The organism is Flavobacterium sp. U410 (assembly GCF_053570605.1).
Genome location: NZ_JBSEFI010000011.1, coordinates 26,120 through 42,836, shown reverse-complemented (window position 1 = coordinate 42,836; position 16,717 = coordinate 26,120). Strand labels below are relative to the sequence as shown.

The 16,717-nt window shown below is 32.6% G+C and carries 15 protein-coding genes; 7 read left to right on the top strand and 8 right to left on the bottom strand.

What is annotated here, in order from left to right; translation table 11 throughout:
* Window positions 1–3 precede the first annotated feature (3 nt).
* From ACUSJC_RS08785 to ACUSJC_RS08770, 4 genes are read right to left on the bottom strand one after another with little or no spacing between them, the layout of a single operon-like run.
* The gene (locus ACUSJC_RS08785) at window positions 4–1,071 is read right to left on the bottom strand and encodes an efflux RND transporter periplasmic adaptor subunit (RefSeq protein ID WP_449269197.1); all 1,068 of its coding nucleotides are present in this window, start codon (window positions 1,069–1,071) and stop codon (window positions 4–6) included.
* A gap of 7 nt (window positions 1,072–1,078) precedes the next feature.
* Window positions 1,079–2,413: a TolC family protein gene (locus ACUSJC_RS08780; protein WP_449269196.1), complete on the bottom strand. Its 1,335-nt coding sequence runs from the start codon at window positions 2,411–2,413 to the stop codon at window positions 1,079–1,081.
* A gap of 6 nt (window positions 2,414–2,419) precedes the next feature.
* A complete protein-coding gene (locus ACUSJC_RS08775) occupies window positions 2,420–3,016 on the bottom strand; it encodes a TetR/AcrR family transcriptional regulator (protein WP_449269195.1) in 597 nt (198 codons plus the stop codon).
* A gap of 13 nt (window positions 3,017–3,029) precedes the next feature.
* Window positions 3,030–3,425: a YceI family protein gene (locus ACUSJC_RS08770; RefSeq protein ID WP_449269194.1), complete on the bottom strand. Its 396-nt coding sequence runs from the start codon at window positions 3,423–3,425 to the stop codon at window positions 3,030–3,032.
* A 266-nt stretch (window positions 3,426–3,691) separates the two neighbouring features.
* On the opposite strand from ACUSJC_RS08770, the gene ACUSJC_RS08765 reads away from it, so the two are divergent.
* Window positions 3,692–4,666: a polyprenyl synthetase family protein gene (locus ACUSJC_RS08765; protein ID WP_449269193.1), complete on the top strand. Its 975-nt coding sequence runs from the start codon at window positions 3,692–3,694 to the stop codon at window positions 4,664–4,666.
* Window positions 4,667–4,742: 76 nt separating this feature from the next.
* Window positions 4,743–5,093 carry a hypothetical protein gene (locus ACUSJC_RS08760; protein WP_449269192.1) on the top strand — a complete coding sequence of 117 codons (351 nt, stop codon included), beginning with the start codon at window positions 4,743–4,745 and terminating at the stop codon, window positions 5,091–5,093.
* Here ACUSJC_RS08760 and ACUSJC_RS08755 read toward each other — a convergent pair.
* Window positions 5,077–5,616, bottom strand: coding sequence for a hypothetical protein (locus ACUSJC_RS08755; protein ID WP_449269191.1), 540 nt, complete (start codon window positions 5,614–5,616; stop codon window positions 5,077–5,079). The genes ACUSJC_RS08760 and ACUSJC_RS08755 overlap by 17 nt on opposite strands.
* A gap of 121 nt (window positions 5,617–5,737) precedes the next feature.
* On the opposite strand from ACUSJC_RS08755, the gene ACUSJC_RS08750 reads away from it, so the two are divergent.
* From ACUSJC_RS08750 to ACUSJC_RS08735, 4 genes are all read left to right on the top strand, one after another.
* Window positions 5,738–8,521 (top strand): 2-oxoglutarate dehydrogenase E1 component, encoded by a 2,784-nt coding sequence (locus ACUSJC_RS08750; protein ID WP_449269190.1) that lies wholly within the window; start codon window positions 5,738–5,740, stop codon window positions 8,519–8,521.
* A 79-nt stretch (window positions 8,522–8,600) separates the two neighbouring features.
* The gene (odhB, locus tag ACUSJC_RS08745; protein WP_449269189.1) at window positions 8,601–9,830 is read left to right on the top strand and encodes a 2-oxoglutarate dehydrogenase complex dihydrolipoyllysine-residue succinyltransferase; all 1,230 of its coding nucleotides are present in this window, start codon (window positions 8,601–8,603) and stop codon (window positions 9,828–9,830) included.
* A 313-nt stretch (window positions 9,831–10,143) separates the two neighbouring features.
* Window positions 10,144–12,189 (top strand): tetratricopeptide repeat protein, encoded by a 2,046-nt coding sequence (locus ACUSJC_RS08740; protein WP_449269188.1) that lies wholly within the window; start codon window positions 10,144–10,146, stop codon window positions 12,187–12,189.
* A 7-nt stretch (window positions 12,190–12,196) separates the two neighbouring features.
* Window positions 12,197–12,952, top strand: a complete 756-nt coding sequence (locus ACUSJC_RS08735) for a LytR/AlgR family response regulator transcription factor (RefSeq protein ID WP_449269187.1) — start codon at window positions 12,197–12,199, stop codon at window positions 12,950–12,952.
* 151 nt (window positions 12,953–13,103) lie between these two features.
* Here ACUSJC_RS08735 and ACUSJC_RS08730 read toward each other — a convergent pair whose 3' ends face one another.
* Complete coding sequence (locus ACUSJC_RS08730; protein WP_449269186.1) at window positions 13,104–13,838, bottom strand: lysophospholipid acyltransferase family protein; 735 nt, start codon at window positions 13,836–13,838, stop codon at window positions 13,104–13,106.
* A 13-nt stretch (window positions 13,839–13,851) separates the two neighbouring features.
* Entirely contained in the window at window positions 13,852–14,031 is a 180-nt protein-coding gene (locus ACUSJC_RS08725; RefSeq protein WP_449269185.1) for a hypothetical protein, read from the bottom strand.
* A 38-nt stretch (window positions 14,032–14,069) separates the two neighbouring features.
* Here ACUSJC_RS08725 and trpS point away from each other — a divergent pair, with 38 nt between their 5' ends.
* On the top strand, window positions 14,070–15,038 hold the full coding sequence (gene trpS, locus ACUSJC_RS08720; RefSeq protein ID WP_449269184.1) for a tryptophan--tRNA ligase: 969 nt from the start codon (window positions 14,070–14,072) through the stop codon (window positions 15,036–15,038).
* 76 nt (window positions 15,039–15,114) lie between these two features.
* On the opposite strand, the gene ACUSJC_RS08715 is transcribed toward trpS, so the two are convergent.
* Complete coding sequence (locus tag ACUSJC_RS08715) at window positions 15,115–16,710, bottom strand: hypothetical protein (protein ID WP_449269183.1); 1,596 nt, start codon at window positions 16,708–16,710, stop codon at window positions 15,115–15,117.
* Between the last annotated feature and the right edge of the window lie 7 nt (window positions 16,711–16,717).

The window sequence follows — 16,717 nt, the reverse complement described above, 5'->3', positions numbered from 1 at the left end:
AACTTATTTTACAATAGAAACTTTAGTATTGTCATTTAAGTTAATTTGACCGCTTGTTACCACAACATCTCCGTTTTTCAAACCATCTAAAATTTCTACTTTATCACCAAATATTCTTCCTGACACTATCTTTTTTAATTTGGCTGTTTCATTTTCTACAATAAAGACTTGATTGCTGCTTACGCTTCCAACGAAAGCACTTCTTGGAATTGTCATAAGTTCAGACTGTTTTTCTTTTACAGATTCAAATATAACTGAACCATACATTCCTGCTTTAATTTCGCCATTTGGATTATTTGTTATTGCAACTTCAACAGGGAAATTCAATGATTCATCTGCTTTAGCAGCAATAAAAGTAATTGTTCCTGAAAATTCTTTGTCGGGATAAACACTTGCTTTAACCTTTACAGTAGCGCCTACTTTTAATTGCGTAATTTGACTTTCGCTGACTGCAACTTTTAATTTTAAAGAATTTGTGTTTACTATTTCAAACATTTGTGTTGGAGGCATTGCGCTTAAGATTGTTCCGACTTCAATGTATTTCTTGTTGATGATTCCTGTGAAGGGCGCTTTAACTCTAGTATCTCCCAAGCTGATGTTTGCTTGGTCTAATTGAGCTTTGGCATTAACCATATTAATTCTTGCCTGATCTAATTGTTGTTTGGTTACACCTCCTGTTTTAAAAGCACTTTCATATCGGTTATAATCGTTTAAAGCATTTTGATAAACAGCATTTGCATTTTGTGCCTGAACACTTGCTACATCACCTCTGATAACAGCTAATGTTTGACCTTTAACAACTTTATCGCCCTCTTTTACTAAAACACTTATTACTTTTCCAGATTGTTCCGCAGAAAATTCAACCTCTTGAGATGGTGCAAAATTTCCGTTAGCAATAAATCCGTCTTCAACGAATCCTGTGGTTACTGTAGCTACACGAACTGCTACGCTACTATTTTCCTGAGCAACAATGGCAGTATCTGCTTCGTTTTGCTTTTTATTATTGATTAAAGTAACAATAGTGCCTCCAACCAACACTACACCAATTACTATGTAAATTATTTTTTTCATCTTTTAGTTAGTTTAATAAATTTTTTAATTCCCCTTTTGATTTTATAATTTGAATCTCAGCTAATTTGTATTCTAATTGAGCTGAAGTAAAGTTGTTTTGAGCTTCTGTTAGTGCATTTTCAGCATCTAACAATTCTGTTAGATTTGCTAATCCATTCATGTAATTGTTTTTTGTATCTTCTAATACTTCTTTCGCTAATTTCATGTTCTTTTCTTGTGCATTTACATTAATGATGCTATTGTTTATTTGAGTTTTTGCATTTTCAAATTCGAAATTCAAAGCTAATTCAGTATCTTTTATGTCTTCTTTAACTTGTTCTAGGCTTACATCAGCTTGACGTACTTTTGATCTGGTTGAAAAACCATTAAAAACCGGGATGCTTAAATTCAAACCTATAGAAGAAAAGTCGGTCCAATACACACCGTCTGCAGGTCTTTTAAACCAAGGCATTTCATTTCCTAAACCTTGATAGGCATAATTAGCAGTAAGCGAAAGCTTTGGGTAATATTCTGCTAAAAATGATTTTTTCTGATAATTGTACAGTTCTTCTTGTTTTCTTAACAATTCCAACTCTGTTCTTTTTGAAACTTCTACATTTTGTTCAAACGCTTCAGCTGTGATGTTCATAGAATTTTCAGGTAATTTTATGGGCTGGTTTATTGGCATTCCCATAAAAAATTTCAACGAGTTTTCCTGAAGCTTTACTGCATTGATAAGCTGTATTTTGGAGGCTTCTAAATTATTGATTCTTACTGTTATACGATCTAAGTCGATTTTTCTGGCTAATCCATTTTGATACTGACCTTCAATAATTTCCTTTACTTTTTTTGTTGAAGCCAAGTTGCTTTCTGCAATGTTTAATTTCTGTTGGTAAACATAAACCTGGTAATAGTTTGATGATACTTTCTCTATTAGTTGTTCTTCTGTTAACTCTTGATTGATTTGGTAAAATTCTCGAGTCGTTTTAGCAGCTTTCAATCCGGTAAAAACCGATTGGTTAAATAAACTTTGTGAAAAAGAAGCCATTGCAGTACTATTCCATTTTTGTCCAAAAGGAACCAATACTATTTGCCCGGGTAGTCCAAAGAAATCTCCGGGTAATGCACTTTCTTGTAAAATGGGATTATAGGTTAGACTACCCGTAAGATTTATTTGAGGTAAAGCTTGCGCTCTCACTTCAGCAATCTGGTGATTACTATTTTCTACTTGAAGTTTTGCTTTCTTGGCATCGGCCTTATTTTCCAATGCAAATTGCAAAGCATCTTTCAATGTCAACTCTTTTACTTGTGCTTGTAAAACACTTGCAAGAAGGGTAAAGACGAGTATGAATTTATTTTTCATTTTCGGTTATTGATTTATAAAGTTTAAATTTTTTTCTAATTCTTGAACGCCTTTTTCTGTTGCTATTGCTCTTGTGTGGTATTCCAATGCTTTAAGCTCTAAAGCAGAGGCTTCCTTCTCAAAGGCAGTATTTTCATTAATGGAAAAAAGAATTGTATAGTAAAATTGAACTACAGATTCAACGTCTAAGTTTTTACGATATAAGCCTTCTTTAATCCCTTTAATAACGTTTTGAGAGAATATGGTTTGACACTCTTTGATCTCCGTTTCCATCATTTTATTGTAAATTTCAGGGTAATGTTTTTTCAATTGAAATGCAGGGGAATGATCCACGGTTTGAAACATTTCTTTAAACATTTTGCGCATCTCGAAATTTTCCTTGATGGCATTATGGTTATTTGAAACTATATTATTCATTAAGTCATTTATTTTCTTTTTTATGACATTCGTCCCTTCCTCAATTAAAGTTTCTTTGTTGCTGAAATATTTGTAAATCGTTTTTTTAGAAATACCCATTTCTCCGGCAATATCATCCATGGTAACACTCTTGAATCCTAATGATAGGAACATTTCGGTTGCTTTTGAAATTATCCGATCTTTCATTTCACACATAATCTTATTCTTTTAAAAATTCAAAAAATCCTTCAACTTTAATATTCTTACCCAAAATTTTACCATTTATACGTATTCTATTGTCAATGCTAATTCCAAATTCGTTTTTGTTTATTTCGCCTACTACATCAAAATATACTTTTGATTTTCCATTTTTATTAGGAATAATTTTGTAGTAGGCTTCCAATTCAATCATCTTTGTGACTTTATTGATTGTTAAAAGCCCTGTAACAAAACTAATTTCATCATTGATTTTTTCGAAAGAAATTGATTTAAAATGTATTACAGGTTGTTTTCTCTCCACCTCGAAAGAATGAGCAGATATATATTTAATGATATTATTTTCGCTTAATTCTAAATCAAATTCTAAATAGAGATTTTCTACTTTGTTGTTTTTCATGGTAATAAAACCATTAGAATTGTAAATATTGTTTTTCAGATAAAAACTAATATTTTTTCTTGCCCTTATAAAAAAGCTAAACTGTTCTTGGTTTAAACTTAGATCATTCATTATAAGTTTTTTTTAACACTGCAAATATATAATGGAAACTTTTACACGCAAATAGTTTCCATAGTTTTTTAACAAAAATTTAAAACCGAGATAAAGGTTCGGTTTTTCGTAAAAAAATAGCGTACTTTGCTTCGGCTAATTTTTTCACGAAATACATGCAAACAATAACCGATTATCAAAACATTATTTCAAATCACTTTAAAGCGTTAAGTATCGTTAAAGAACCTAAGAATCTATATGATCCTATTCAATATATTTTAGGGTTAGGAGGGAAGCGAATTCGTCCCATGCTTACCTTAATGATTGCTGATATTTTAGGAAGTGATGTGAATAAAGCTTTGCCGGCAGCAACTGCTGTTGAGGTTTTTCATAATTTTTCTTTGATTCATGACGACATTATGGATGAGGCTCCTTTAAGAAGAGGGAATCAAACCGTTCATGAAAAATGGGATTTGAATACAGGAATTTTATCGGGAGATGCAATGTTGATCTTAGCCTATCAGTTCTTTGAACACTATGAACCTAAAATATTCCAGCAGCTTGCCAAGTTGTTTAGTAAAACAGCTTTAGAAGTGTGTGAAGGGCAACAATATGATGTAGATTTCGAAACACGCGATGATGTTACAATTCCGGAATATTTGAAAATGATTGAATACAAAACAGCTGTTTTGGTTGGTGCTGCTATGAAAATGGGAGCTATAGTGGCAGAAGCTAATGAAGAGCAGGCCAATTTAGTCTATGATTTTGGTTTAAATTTAGGAATCGCTTTTCAGTTGCAAGATGATTATTTAGATGCTTTTGGGGATCCAATGACTTTTGGAAAACAAGTTGGAGGCGATATTATAGAAAATAAAAAAACCTATTTGTACTTAATGGCGATGCAGTATGCCGATGAAGAAGTTAAAAATCAATTGTTTCATCTGTTTTCTTTAAAGCCAAACGACCCTACTGAAAAGATAGAATTAGTAAAAAATATTTTCAGAAATTCTTCGGCTGATGAAATGACTAAAAAAGCTATTCAAAACTATACACAAAAAGCTATGGATACATTGGAAGCTATGCAAATAGCCGAAAACAAAAAGCAGATTTTAAAAGCTTTTGGTGAAAATTTAATGAATAGAACTGTTTAATCAATGTCAAATTCAAAATTCAAACTTTTAGAATTGAGCTTGTCATTGCTTTTTGAATTTATTATTGTTATCGAAAATGTATAATCCACCGGCAAATATTGATGTTTTAATCAGTCAGGCAGAAGAAGAAAATCTGTATGAGAAATTGATTTTGCAACTGCAAAAAGACTTCCATTTAGCAAACGAAGAATTAGATGTAGAAGTTACAACTCAACCTGCGGAATTAAAACAAATTGTTCACGAAAAAATTTATCGGTTAATTCAGGTCAAATTTGCGGAGTATCTGAATTTACTTTACATTATTGACGTTCCCGAGAATGAAATCAAAAAATTAGACGGATCTGATTTAGTAGAACTTTCAGAACAGGTTACATTTTTGTTGCTTAAACGCGAATGGCAAAAAGTTTGGTTTAGAAATAAATTCTAACAAAAGGCATCAAAGCATCAGCATACACACCTTTGTTATCTTTGAAAAGAACATTATAACGAAGTCCGAAAGTTACATTATCTGCTCGATATCCGGCTCCTAAAAATAAAGCTGTGTTCCAAAAATCATTTTCATAATGACTGTAAAAGTCTTCAAAAACAGCATTAACACGCAACTGTTCAACTTCTACTGAAAGCTGAACTTCTTCAATAGGGTTAAAAAGCCCTAAAATACTTGCTCCGTAAATATTGGATTTAAAATAATCTTTTTGTTGTGAGTATGAATATTGCAATCCCACTCCGGCAGCTACATATCGATTAAAATTATAAATAGCATTAGGTGCTACCATAATATCTGTATATCCGTTGCCAAATCCAAGTCCTAAACCACCTCCAAATTGAACTTTTTCCCAAAAAATAGATTTTGTTTTGAATTCCGATGGATTTTGAGCAGAAATAGACAAGCAAAAATTAAATAAAAACACAGAATGCAACAAAACTGTTAAATTTTTTGAGAATTTCATTTTCATAAAACCTTTTCTGAAAAATTAATGATATAAAAATACAATTTTCTTTAAAAGATTATCACAAATGTTTTACTTTTGCATAAAATTTTTTTAATTAAAAGGTCATTTAGACACGATTATGGATAGGTTTTCCTTTTTAAACGCTGCTCACACGGCTTTCTTTGCCGATTTATACGAACAATATTTGCAAAGTCCGGATAGCGTAGAGCCAAGCTGGAGAAGTTTTTTCCAGGGTTTTGATTTCGCGCTAACGAACTATGGTCCAGAAGAAGTAGGTCAACAGATTGCTTACGTTGCTTCAGGAGAAGCCCCAGACTCAGGAAAAGTTTCTGAGAAAATGCAAAAAGAATTTAATGTACTTAAACTGATTGAAGGTTACAGAACCAGAGGTCACCTGTTTACCAAAACAAATCCCGTTAGAGACAGAAGAGCCTATTCGCCAACATTGGCTTTAGAGAACTTCGGTCTTTCTGCTGCCGACTTAAATACGGTTTTTGATGCTGCTAAAATGGTAAACTTACAACCAACGACTTTAGCAGAAATTATTAAACACTTAGAACGTGTTTATTGTCAGTCTATTGGTATTGAATTTATGTACATAAGAGATCCTGAAATTCAGGATTGGATTAAAAACAGATTGGATATCAATGATAATCAACCGAGTTTTTCACCGGATCAAAAGAAAAATATCTTACGCAAACTTAACGAAGCGGTTTCTTTCGAAACATTTTTACATACTAAATATGTAGGGCAAAAACGTTTCTCTTTGGAAGGTTGTGAGGCTGCAATTCCTGCTTTAGACGCATTAATTGAAGCTGCTGCTGATAAAGGTGTGGAACAATTTGTAATGGGTATGGCTCACAGAGGTAGATTGAATGTGTTGGCTAATATCTTCGGAAAAAACACACAAAATATCTTTTCAGAGTTTGACGGTAAAGATTATGATGACGATATGTATTTTGATGGTGATGTAAAATATCACTTAGGATTAACATCAGATCGTTTAACCGATTCTGGTAAAAAAATTAACTTGAATTTAGCACCAAATCCTTCGCACTTAGAAACTGTAGGTGCTGTAATTGAAGGTATTGCTCGTGCAAAACAAGATCATCATTATTCAGCAGATATTTCTAAAGTATTGCCAATTGCTGTTCACGGTGATGCTGCTGTAGCAGGTCAGGGAATTGTATACGAAATTGTACAGATGGCAAAACTAGACGGTTATAAAACAGGTGGAACCATTCACTTAGTAATTAATAACCAGGTTGGATTTACAACTAACTACTTAGACGCTCGTACATCAACGTATTGTACTGACGTGGCTAAAGTAACATTATCTCCGGTATTACATGTAAATGCAGACGATGCAGAAGCTGTTGTACATGCAATGTTATTTGCTTTAGAGTACAGAATGAAATTTGGTGGTGACGTATTCATCGATTTATTAGGATATAGAAAATATGGTCATAACGAAGGTGATGAACCCCGTTTTACACAACCCAAATTATATAAACTGATTTCTAAACATAAAAATCCTCGTGACATCTATGCTGAAAAATTAAAAACAGAAGGTGTTATTGACGCTAATTATGTAAAAGGTTTAGAAGAAGCTTATAAAGCAAAATTAGACGAAAACTTAGAAGAATCTCGTAAAAAAGATTTAACAGTAATCACGCCTTTCATGCAAAATGAATGGGATGGTTTCCAACAAGTTTCTGACGATGTAATGCTTCAAAAATTTGACACTTCTTTTGATAAGGAGCGTCTAACAGAAATTGCAAAAAGAATTACTAATCTTCCTTCAGATAAAAAATTCATTAACAAAATTACTAAGCTTATTGGCGACAGAAATGCTATGTTCTTCGAAAAAGATCAGCTAGACTGGGCAATGGGGGAGTTATTAGCTTACGGATCTTTATTGACTGAAGGATATGATGTCCGTATTTCAGGTCAGGATGTGGAAAGAGGAACATTCTCTCACCGTCATGCTGTAGTGAAAGTGGAAGATTCAGAAGAAGAAGTAATCTTATTAAATGAAATCCCTCATAAAAAAGGAAATTTCTATATCTATAACTCTTTACTTTCTGAGTATGGTGTTTTAGGTTTTGAATATGGTTATGCTTTAGCATCGCCAAAAACATTGACTATTTGGGAAGCACAATTTGGAGATTTCTCTAACGGAGCCCAAATTATGATTGACCAGTATATTTCGGCTGGTGAAGACAAATGGAACAACCAAAACGGTATTGTTTTATTGTTGCCTCACGGATACGAAAACCAAGGTGCTGAACACTCTTCAGCTCGTATGGAGCGTTACTTACAGTTATGTGCAAAACACAATATGTATATTGCTGACTGTACTACGCCTGCTAACTTCTTCCACTTGATGAGAAGACAAATGAAAACGAATTTCCGTAAACCATTGGTAGTATTCTCTCCAAAAAGTTTATTGCGTCATCCGTTAGCAGTTTCAACGATTGATGAGTTAGCAAACGGTCAATTCCAAGAAGTAATTAACGACCCTTCAGTAACTGATAAAAAAGCGATCAAAACTTTAGTATTCTGTACAGGTAAGGTGTATTATGATATCATTGCAAAACGTGAAGAATTAGGAAGAAATGATGTGGCAGTCGTTCGTTTAGAGCAATTGTTCCCATTACCGGTAGAACAATTAAAAGAAATTATTGCCAGTTATCCTAATGTAGACGATTATGTTTGGGCACAAGAAGAGCCTAAAAACATGGGCGCTTATGGCTTTATGTTAATGAACTTCCATCTAGTGAAATTCAGATTGGCATCACCAAAAGCTTACAGTGCTCCGGCAGCGGGTAGTTATGAGCGTTCTAAAAAACGTCAAGCTAATGCTATCGCGATGATTTTTGATAAAGATTTATTTAATTAATTTTACACAACAATAATAAAATATCTCCCTATTTTGATAATTTAAGCCAAAAAGGGAAAACTTTAAACAACATAGAGTTATGATTTTAGAAATGAAAGTCCCTTCTCCGGGAGAATCTATCACCGAAGTTGAAATTGCAACATGGTTAGTACAAGATGGTGATTACGTAGAAAAAGATCAAGCTATTGCTGAAGTAGATTCAGATAAAGCTACTTTAGAATTGCCTGCTGAAGCTAGTGGTATTATTACTTTAAAAGCAGAAGAAGGTGATGCAGTTGCTGTGGGGCAAGTTGTTTGTTTAATCGATACAAGTGCAGCTAAACCAGAAGGTGGAGCAGCTCCTGCACCTGCTGCAGAAGCACCTAAAGCTGAAGCTAAAAAAGAAGAAGCTAAACCCGCTCCTGCACCAGTACCTACGCCTGTACCAACATATGCTGCTAGTGCTCCGTCACCGGCTGCTAAAAAAATATTAGCTGAGAAAAATATTGATCCGGCAACTGTTTCAGGAACTGGAAAAGGAGGAAGAATTACTAAAGATGATGCTGTAAATGCAGTGCCTTCAATGGGAACTCCTACAGGTGGACCACGTGGTACTGAACGTAAAAAATTATCAATGTTACGTCGTAAAGTAGCAGAACGTTTAGTAGCGGCTAAAAATGAAACGGCAATGTTAACTACGTTCAACGAAGTTGATATGAGTGCTATCTATGCTTTACGTGACGAATATAAAGAAGCTTTCAAAGCAAAACATGGTTTAGGTTTAGGGTTTATGTCATTCTTTACAAAAGCTGTTACAAGAGCATTACAATTATATCCGGATGTAAATTCAATGATCGATGGTCAAGAACAAATCGCTTACGATTTTTGTGATATTTCAGTGGCAGTATCAGGACCAAAAGGATTAATGGTTCCTGTAGTTCGCAATGCTGAATTATTATCTTTCCGCGGTGTTGAGGCTGAAATCAAACGTTTGGCTTTACGTGCTCGTGACGGACAAATTACGGTTGATGAGATGACAGGCGGTACATTCACAATTTCTAATGGAGGTGTATTTGGAAGTATGTTGTCTACACCTATCATTAACCCTCCGCAATCAGGTATTTTAGGAATGCACAACGTAGTGGAAAGAGCTGTTGTTAAAAATGGTCAAATTGTTATCGCTCCGGTTATGTTTGTAGCGTTATCATACGATCATAGAATTATCGACGGACGTGAGTCAGTAGGATTCTTAGTAGCAGTTAAAGAGGCTCTTGAAAATCCGGTAGAATTGTTAATGGATAACAATCCTAAGAAAGCTTTAGAATTATAAGCATATTTTGCCTTGAAAAAGAGAGAGGTCTGTATAAATAAAAAATCCCGTTTAAATATTTAAACGGGATTTTTTTTAAGAATCAGTTTTATAATTGAAAATAAAAGCCTAGTAAAAATCACAAATACTAAAAAAATATTTAAGATTTTTTAATTTTTCAAAAAGTATTCTTTATTTACTTATTTTAGACCTCGTTTTATAAACCTATTAAATTTCATAAATGCAATCGATTGTTAAACGAGCTTCACTCTTTTTTTTTTTACTTGTTATCCTGAATTCCTTTGCACAGGATAAAGCCATAGATTCATTAAAAATGGCACTTCGGAATCCAAAGCTTCATGATACTACGAGATTGCAAATGATTCATAATTTCGCCAGAACTAAATTTACCAATGACTTTGATCCAAAGTTTCATCAAGTGGTTGATATGTTGGGCGAACTTGCATTAAAAAACTACAACAAAAAAAACAATCCTAAACTACAAAAAAGTTATACTACATGGTTAGCTACTTATTATTCTAGTCTAGGAACCAGATATTTGCAGAAAGAAGAATATGGAAAATCTGCATTATATTATGATAAAGCTATTGTACTCTATAGATCAATGAAGGCTTATGATGATTTGTACACAGTATATCTTAAAAAATCCGGACTTTACAAAGCAACAAACGAGATTGATAAGCAAATAGCTTTAATATTTGAAGCCTTGAAATTTTATGAAAAGAACAAGAAAACCTATGTGCACTCTTTGTATTATGTCTATACTACATTGGCATATGCTTACAGACATCAGAATGAATATGAGAAGGCCGTTCAATATAGCCAAGAAGCAATAAAATATTGCGACTTGTCATATGCTGAATATCCAAGTCCTCATACTTTAAACTGGAAAGCATCCAATTACCAAAATATGGCTTATTGCAACAACAAGCTAAAAAAATATAAGGAGGCTTTGGAGAGTAGTTATAAATCTCTTGAAATAACCAAAAAAATAGGGGCAGACGTTCAAACAAGTCTTACTTTATCTGGTGCTGCCGATATGCAAATGAAGCTTGGCAATTTTGCAGAAGCCGAAAAATTGTTCCAGGAAATGTTAGAAATGAAGTCTAATTCCACAGATGATATGAGTAAGGCTGCTGCTTATTATGGTCTTGGAAGTATAAGTTTTAATCAAGGAGATCTTAAAAATGCAGAGGATTATCAAGAAAAGGCATTTGAACTGAGTAAAAAAACGACTAATAAGACGCTTCAGAAAGATATTGCCGAGATGCTATATAAGATAAACTTATCTAATAAGAATTATGAAAAAGCACTTCAATATTATGAGTTTAATAAAAAAATAACCGATTCTACTCAAGTCGAATCCTCAAAAAAACAAATTACTGAACAACAGCTTAAATATGAGTTTGAGAAAAAAGAACTTCAACAAAAAATAATTCAGGAGAAGAAACTATCGGAAATGAAGTTAGATGCTGAAAAGAAAAGTGCGCTCCAAAAATCCAGAAATGAGCTGGCACAACAGCAATTAAAATATGATTTTGAAAAAGAACAACTTGAACAAAAATTAGCACAAGGGAAGAAACTATCTGCTTTGAAATTAGAAAATGAGCGAAAAACAACAATTAAAAACAACTGGCTCTTTGCTCTTTCAGGAACACTTTTGTTACTACTACTTTTAGGTTATTTTTATTATAGAAACAATAAACAAAAGCAAGCAATTACTATTCTTGAGAAAGATCAAATCAAACAAAAGCTTTTAGTTACTCAAATGAATCCTCATTTTATTTTTAATTCTATCGATAATATTCAAGGGCTTATTCATAGCCATAAAGATGATGAAGCCGTAAACTATCTGACAAAATTCTCCAAATTGACTAGACAAATCCTTGAAAATTCAAATGAGAACTATATATCATTAGCGGAAGAAATAGAGATGACAACAAATTATTTATCCATTCAACAGCTTTTGTATGACAATAAATTCACTTTTAATATACAAATTGATCATGATGTAGATCAGGAATTCATTTTTTTACCTCCTATGTTAACGCAACCTTTTATAGAAAATGCTATAAAACACGGCTTAAGTAATACTTCTGAAAACGGAAAAATTGATATTCATTTCTTTCTAAAAGAGAATAAATTGTTTTTTGAAGTTACCGACAATGGAAAAGGATTTGATTCAACTCAAAAATCAACCAACCATAAATCATTGGCTATGACAATTACAAAAGAAAGATTGGTCAGCTATACCAAAAACCAAAACTTTGTGGTTCAAACAGACAATATAAAAGATAATCAGGAGAATATAGTAGGAGCCAAAGTAAGTTTTGAAATTCCTTATATTTACGAAAATTAAATTGTATATGTTAAGAGCCGTTGTTATAGATGATGTTGAAAACATCAGAAAGAAAAACATTTCTGTTATCAAAGAATTTTGCCCAAACATTACTATAATCGGGCAAGCAGATTCTGTTGAATCAGGAATAAAAGCCATAAAAAAATTATCCCCTGATCTCGTTTTTCTGGATGTTGAAATGCCGGACGGAACAGGATTTGAAATGCTTCAAAAATTAAAACCATTTGATTTTAAGGTGATTTTTATAACAGGCTATGAAGACTTTGCAATTAAGGCATTCCGTTTTTCTGCTATTGATTATCTTTTAAAACCATTAGATCCTACTGATTTAGCAGAAGCAGTAAAAAAAGTGGAAGATTCCTTGAGTAAAGAAGTCTTTGAAATGAAACTCAATAATTTATTCACTAATTTAGAAAGACCCAAAAATCTTCAGAAATTAATTTTAAAAACAGCTGAAAGAATCTATTCCGTAAATGTTCAGGATATCGTCAATTGTGAATCGGATAAAAATTATACCACTTTTTATTTTATTAACGCCCCTAAACTTATTGTTTCAACGAATCTTAAAGAGTATGAAACCATATTAACACCACACAATTTTTTCAGAACACACCAGTCTCATCTTATCAACATGACTTACTTTGATCATTTTATAAAGTCAGAAGGAGGCAATACAATTGTCATGAAAAACAAAACAATAATACCACTTTCAGTTCGTAAAAAAGAAGAATTTTTGGTATTGTTGGAAAATTTTCAAGTATAATGTAAAGAAAAATGTTGTTTAGAACCCAACGAATATAGTTCATTTTACTTCGTATATTCATCGGATAAATTTTATTTATTCATTAAAAAACGTATTATATCTAAATATAAAAGCTCCAAATTCTAAAAAGAATTTGGAGCTTTTAATTTTTCTAATTTTTTAAATCCTCTAAAATTACATTTCGAGCCATATTTTTAACCTCTGTTTTGGAATCTAAAGTTAAACCTTCCGTTGCAATGGGTTTATGCACAACAACTCTCATTCGCCCGGGTTTCCCACTAAAAAAACGAAAAGGAAAACGTTTCTTATTATCAATAAAGCTAATTGGAACAATCGGAATTTGATGTTCAATCGCTAAACGAAAAGCACCATCTTTAAATTCGTCTAAAACAACACTTTCATCGTCTGGCACACCGCCTTCCGGAAAAATACAAATGCTCAAACCTTGCTGTAATCGTTTTTGAGCCCTTTCAAAAACCTGATATCGACTTTTACTGCTGCTTCGATCCACCATGATACAAACTCTTTTGTAGAAAAAACCAAAAATAGGCAGTTTTGATAATTCCTTTTTCCCTACAAACACAAACGGATTCTTCCTCACTACAATCAACATCAACATAATGTCGGTCATCGAAGTGTGATTGGCCACAAGCATATAACTTTTACCTTTTTCAAGTGGAGCTTCCCAATTTATTTTATAATAAAAGCCCATACCCCAAAAGACAAATTTCGCCCAAAAACGAGCCACTCTAAAAAATTGCGGATAGGTTTTCTCAGAACTTACTAAAATCAGTAAAACCGGAGAAAGCACAAGAATGGGAATCATCACTAAGATGTAAAACCAAATGCGCCACAAAAACCAAAAAATATAGTGTAGTATTTTCATCAGGAACAAAACTTTAGGCCTTTTTTAATCCATTTTCCTGCTGTTCGCTATATTCCTTCGGGGATGTCGCTGCCATCAGGGTTAGAAAAACAATCAAAAGGACTTTTTCACTGCCAAAAATAAGAATATTTACTAAAATCAGTCTTTTTGTTTTATAAAGAAGTAAGAACAATGCTTTCTTTTCTTTTTCCATCCGTTGAAATGTTCTAATTTTGCAAAAAATTATATCAAATGGCAAAAATACTTACCGGAGTTCAAAGTACAGGAACGCCACACTTAGGAAATTTGTTAGGAGCGATTCTTCCGGCCATTGAAATGACAAAAAAACCGGAAAACGAATCCTTCCTATTCATTGCAGACTTGCATTCTATCACACAAATTAAAGACGGCGAATTATTACGCGCTAATACCTACAGTGTTGCGGCTACATGGCTGGCATGCGGATTAGATACTGAAAAAGTGGTCTTCTACCGTCAAAGCGATGTTCCGCAGGTAACAGAACTTTCATGGTATTTGAGTTGTTTTTTTCCATATCAACGTTTAACATTAGCACACTCTTTTAAAGATAAAGCCGATCGTTTAGACGATGTTAATGCCGGATTATTTACCTATCCGATGTTAATGGCTGCTGATATCTTATTATATGACGCCGAATTTGTTCCGGTAGGAAAAGACCAATTGCAGCACTTAGAAATTACACGTGATGTTGCTTCTCGATTCAATCATCAAATGGGAGAAACCTTTGTGCTTCCTGAAGCGAAGATCGATGAAACGATTATGATCATTCCGGGAACCGATGGCGAAAAAATGAGTAAATCGCGCAATAATTTTATCAACATTTTTGAAGATGATAAGAAGTTACGCAAGCAAATCATGGCTATTCAAACGGATAGTACACCATTAGAAGATCCGAAAAATCCGGATACGTGTAACTGCTTTGCAATCTACAAATTGTTAGCAACTCCTGAGCAAACCGAAGAAATGCGCAAGAATTATTTAGCCGGCGGTTATGGTTACGGACATGCTAAACAAGCATTGTTTGAGCTAATTGTAGAAAAATTTGCAACTGAAAGAGAAAAATACCACTACTACATCAACAATTTAGAAGAAATAGATCGATTGTTATTGGCTGGTGCTCAAAAAGCAAGTGCAATAGGTAGTACAGTATTGAAACGCGTTAGAGAAAAATTGGGGTACTAAATGTTTGGTTAATTAAAAAGAAAGCCCAATTAGTATTGGGCTTTTCTGAATACTTGATACACTTAAATACTATTTTCTACAATTCAATTTTAGTAATTTGTTTATCTCTTCCTTTATTTCCTTCTAGGAAAATAGCAGAAGAATTACTTAAAAAAAGACCTCCGTTTGTTCTATAAGCAACATTTGAATCTTTATCATCAATTAAAATTTTATAATTGAAATCACCATTTGGTTCAATTTCGATAACATACAAATTCGGTTTCTTTCTGCTTTGGGCAAAAGCAATACGATTGTCTTTTAATTTTTTCACGTCATCTGCACCATTTAAAAACAGATACATTTTATCATTTTTAATACCAGATGTAAATGAAAGATAATCAATCAAACCTGAAGTAGATTGTCCTTTATTTATTGTACGCATCCAAATCAAATCACCGTCTAAGTTAAGTTTACAAGAATAAATGTCGTTATAATGATAAATAGTTCTTGTTTTTGTTGTCCCATTAGTACCAAATGTGGTAGATGTTGAAATATAGAATTCTTCTGCATTGAAATAGATTTCATTATTCTCAGAAATAAAGAAGCCTCGGTATACGATATTACTTAATTCTTTTTCTTTATCTAATTTCTTTTTTCCTTTTTTTTCACCATATTTGTCAATCATAAATTGTTCTGTAAAAGGATTCATTTTTGTTTTTTCAACAGTCAAATTGTTTTTGTCGAGTTTATAATAAGCAAATCCTCTGAAATTATTTGAATTTTTTTCCGAATACATTCCAATACAGAAAATCCCTTTTGGATTCAATAAAATTTCTAGGGAACTAATGTAAGTATTATTAGTGTCAAAAGTCGTTGAGTTAATAGACTCTGCATTAATGCGATATAATATGTATGAATAATTTATTTCATCATTGACTCTTTCTTTAAAACTTTCATTTTTATAAGCTTTTCCTAAAAAATAAGTAGTCCCATCTTCATCGCTTACTTCAAAAGAATTGTATTGAAAATACTTATCTTTTATATTTTCAGAAAACTCTTGCTCATATACTTTATTAAGAGTATTGTTGTAAACTAAAACCCTGTGTGTTTCTTGATCTTTGTTTTTGATGTCAAAATTAAATGCAATAAAATTACCTGATGCAGAAATTCTTACTTCTCCTGTTGGATCATGATCAATTTGATTAAAGTTTGAAAAAAAGAATAATCCAATACCTATAGCAAAAGGGTTTTTAATATTATCTCTTCCAATAGAAAAAATATTATTTTTAGTAAAATTAAAATCGGCTAAGTTTCCTTTAATTACATTGTAATCAATAGTTTTTTCACTTTTATTAATGATACACTCAATTAAATTTATAGTGTTGTCTTTGACAAACATTCCTTTGATTCCTGATTTTTTATCTTCAAACTCTTTTTGATTTATAAGTTTTAGATTTTCATCATAGTATTCTAAAATGTATCCTCGAGAATTCATTCCAAGTCTACTATACAAATGTCTAAGAAGAATTAGCCCCCCTTTGTCATCACTTGCAGAAAAAGCTAAATCAGAGTTTGTGTTTTTGTCTTTGAAGACATCACTCTTTGTTACTTTTAAGTCTATAGATTGGGCGCTAACAAAGTTTGCAGTCAGAGCTGTAAATAGAACGAAAAAAAAAAGGTATTTAAATTTCATGTATTAT

Excerpts from the sequence above, each read along its gene's own strand:
- ACUSJC_RS08785 (WP_449269197.1), bottom strand. The coding sequence starts at position 1,071 with ATGAAAAAAATAATTTACATAGTAATTGGTGTAGTGTTGGTTGGAGGC.
- ACUSJC_RS08780 (WP_449269196.1), bottom strand. The coding sequence starts at position 2,413 with ATGAAAAATAAATTCATACTCGTCTTTACCCTTCTTGCAAGTGTTTTA.
- ACUSJC_RS08775 (WP_449269195.1), bottom strand. The coding sequence starts at position 3,016 with ATGAAAGATCGGATAATTTCAAAAGCAACCGAAATGTTCCTATCATTA.
- ACUSJC_RS08770 (WP_449269194.1), bottom strand. The coding sequence starts at position 3,425 with ATGAAAAACAACAAAGTAGAAAATCTCTATTTAGAATTTGATTTAGAA.
- ACUSJC_RS08765 (WP_449269193.1), top strand. The coding sequence starts at position 3,692 with ATGCAAACAATAACCGATTATCAAAACATTATTTCAAATCACTTTAAA.
- ACUSJC_RS08760 (WP_449269192.1), top strand. The coding sequence starts at position 4,743 with ATGTATAATCCACCGGCAAATATTGATGTTTTAATCAGTCAGGCAGAA.
- ACUSJC_RS08755 (WP_449269191.1), bottom strand. The coding sequence starts at position 5,616 with ATGAAATTCTCAAAAAATTTAACAGTTTTGTTGCATTCTGTGTTTTTA.
- ACUSJC_RS08750 (WP_449269190.1), top strand. The coding sequence starts at position 5,738 with ATGGATAGGTTTTCCTTTTTAAACGCTGCTCACACGGCTTTCTTTGCC.
- odhB (WP_449269189.1), top strand. The coding sequence starts at position 8,601 with ATGATTTTAGAAATGAAAGTCCCTTCTCCGGGAGAATCTATCACCGAA.
- ACUSJC_RS08740 (WP_449269188.1), top strand. The coding sequence starts at position 10,144 with ATGGCACTTCGGAATCCAAAGCTTCATGATACTACGAGATTGCAAATG.
- ACUSJC_RS08735 (WP_449269187.1), top strand. The coding sequence starts at position 12,197 with ATGTTAAGAGCCGTTGTTATAGATGATGTTGAAAACATCAGAAAGAAA.
- ACUSJC_RS08730 (WP_449269186.1), bottom strand. The coding sequence starts at position 13,838 with ATGAAAATACTACACTATATTTTTTGGTTTTTGTGGCGCATTTGGTTT.
- ACUSJC_RS08725 (WP_449269185.1), bottom strand. The coding sequence starts at position 14,031 with ATGGAAAAAGAAAAGAAAGCATTGTTCTTACTTCTTTATAAAACAAAA.
- trpS (WP_449269184.1), top strand. The coding sequence starts at position 14,070 with ATGGCAAAAATACTTACCGGAGTTCAAAGTACAGGAACGCCACACTTA.
- ACUSJC_RS08715 (WP_449269183.1), bottom strand. The coding sequence starts at position 16,710 with ATGAAATTTAAATACCTTTTTTTTTTCGTTCTATTTACAGCTCTGACT.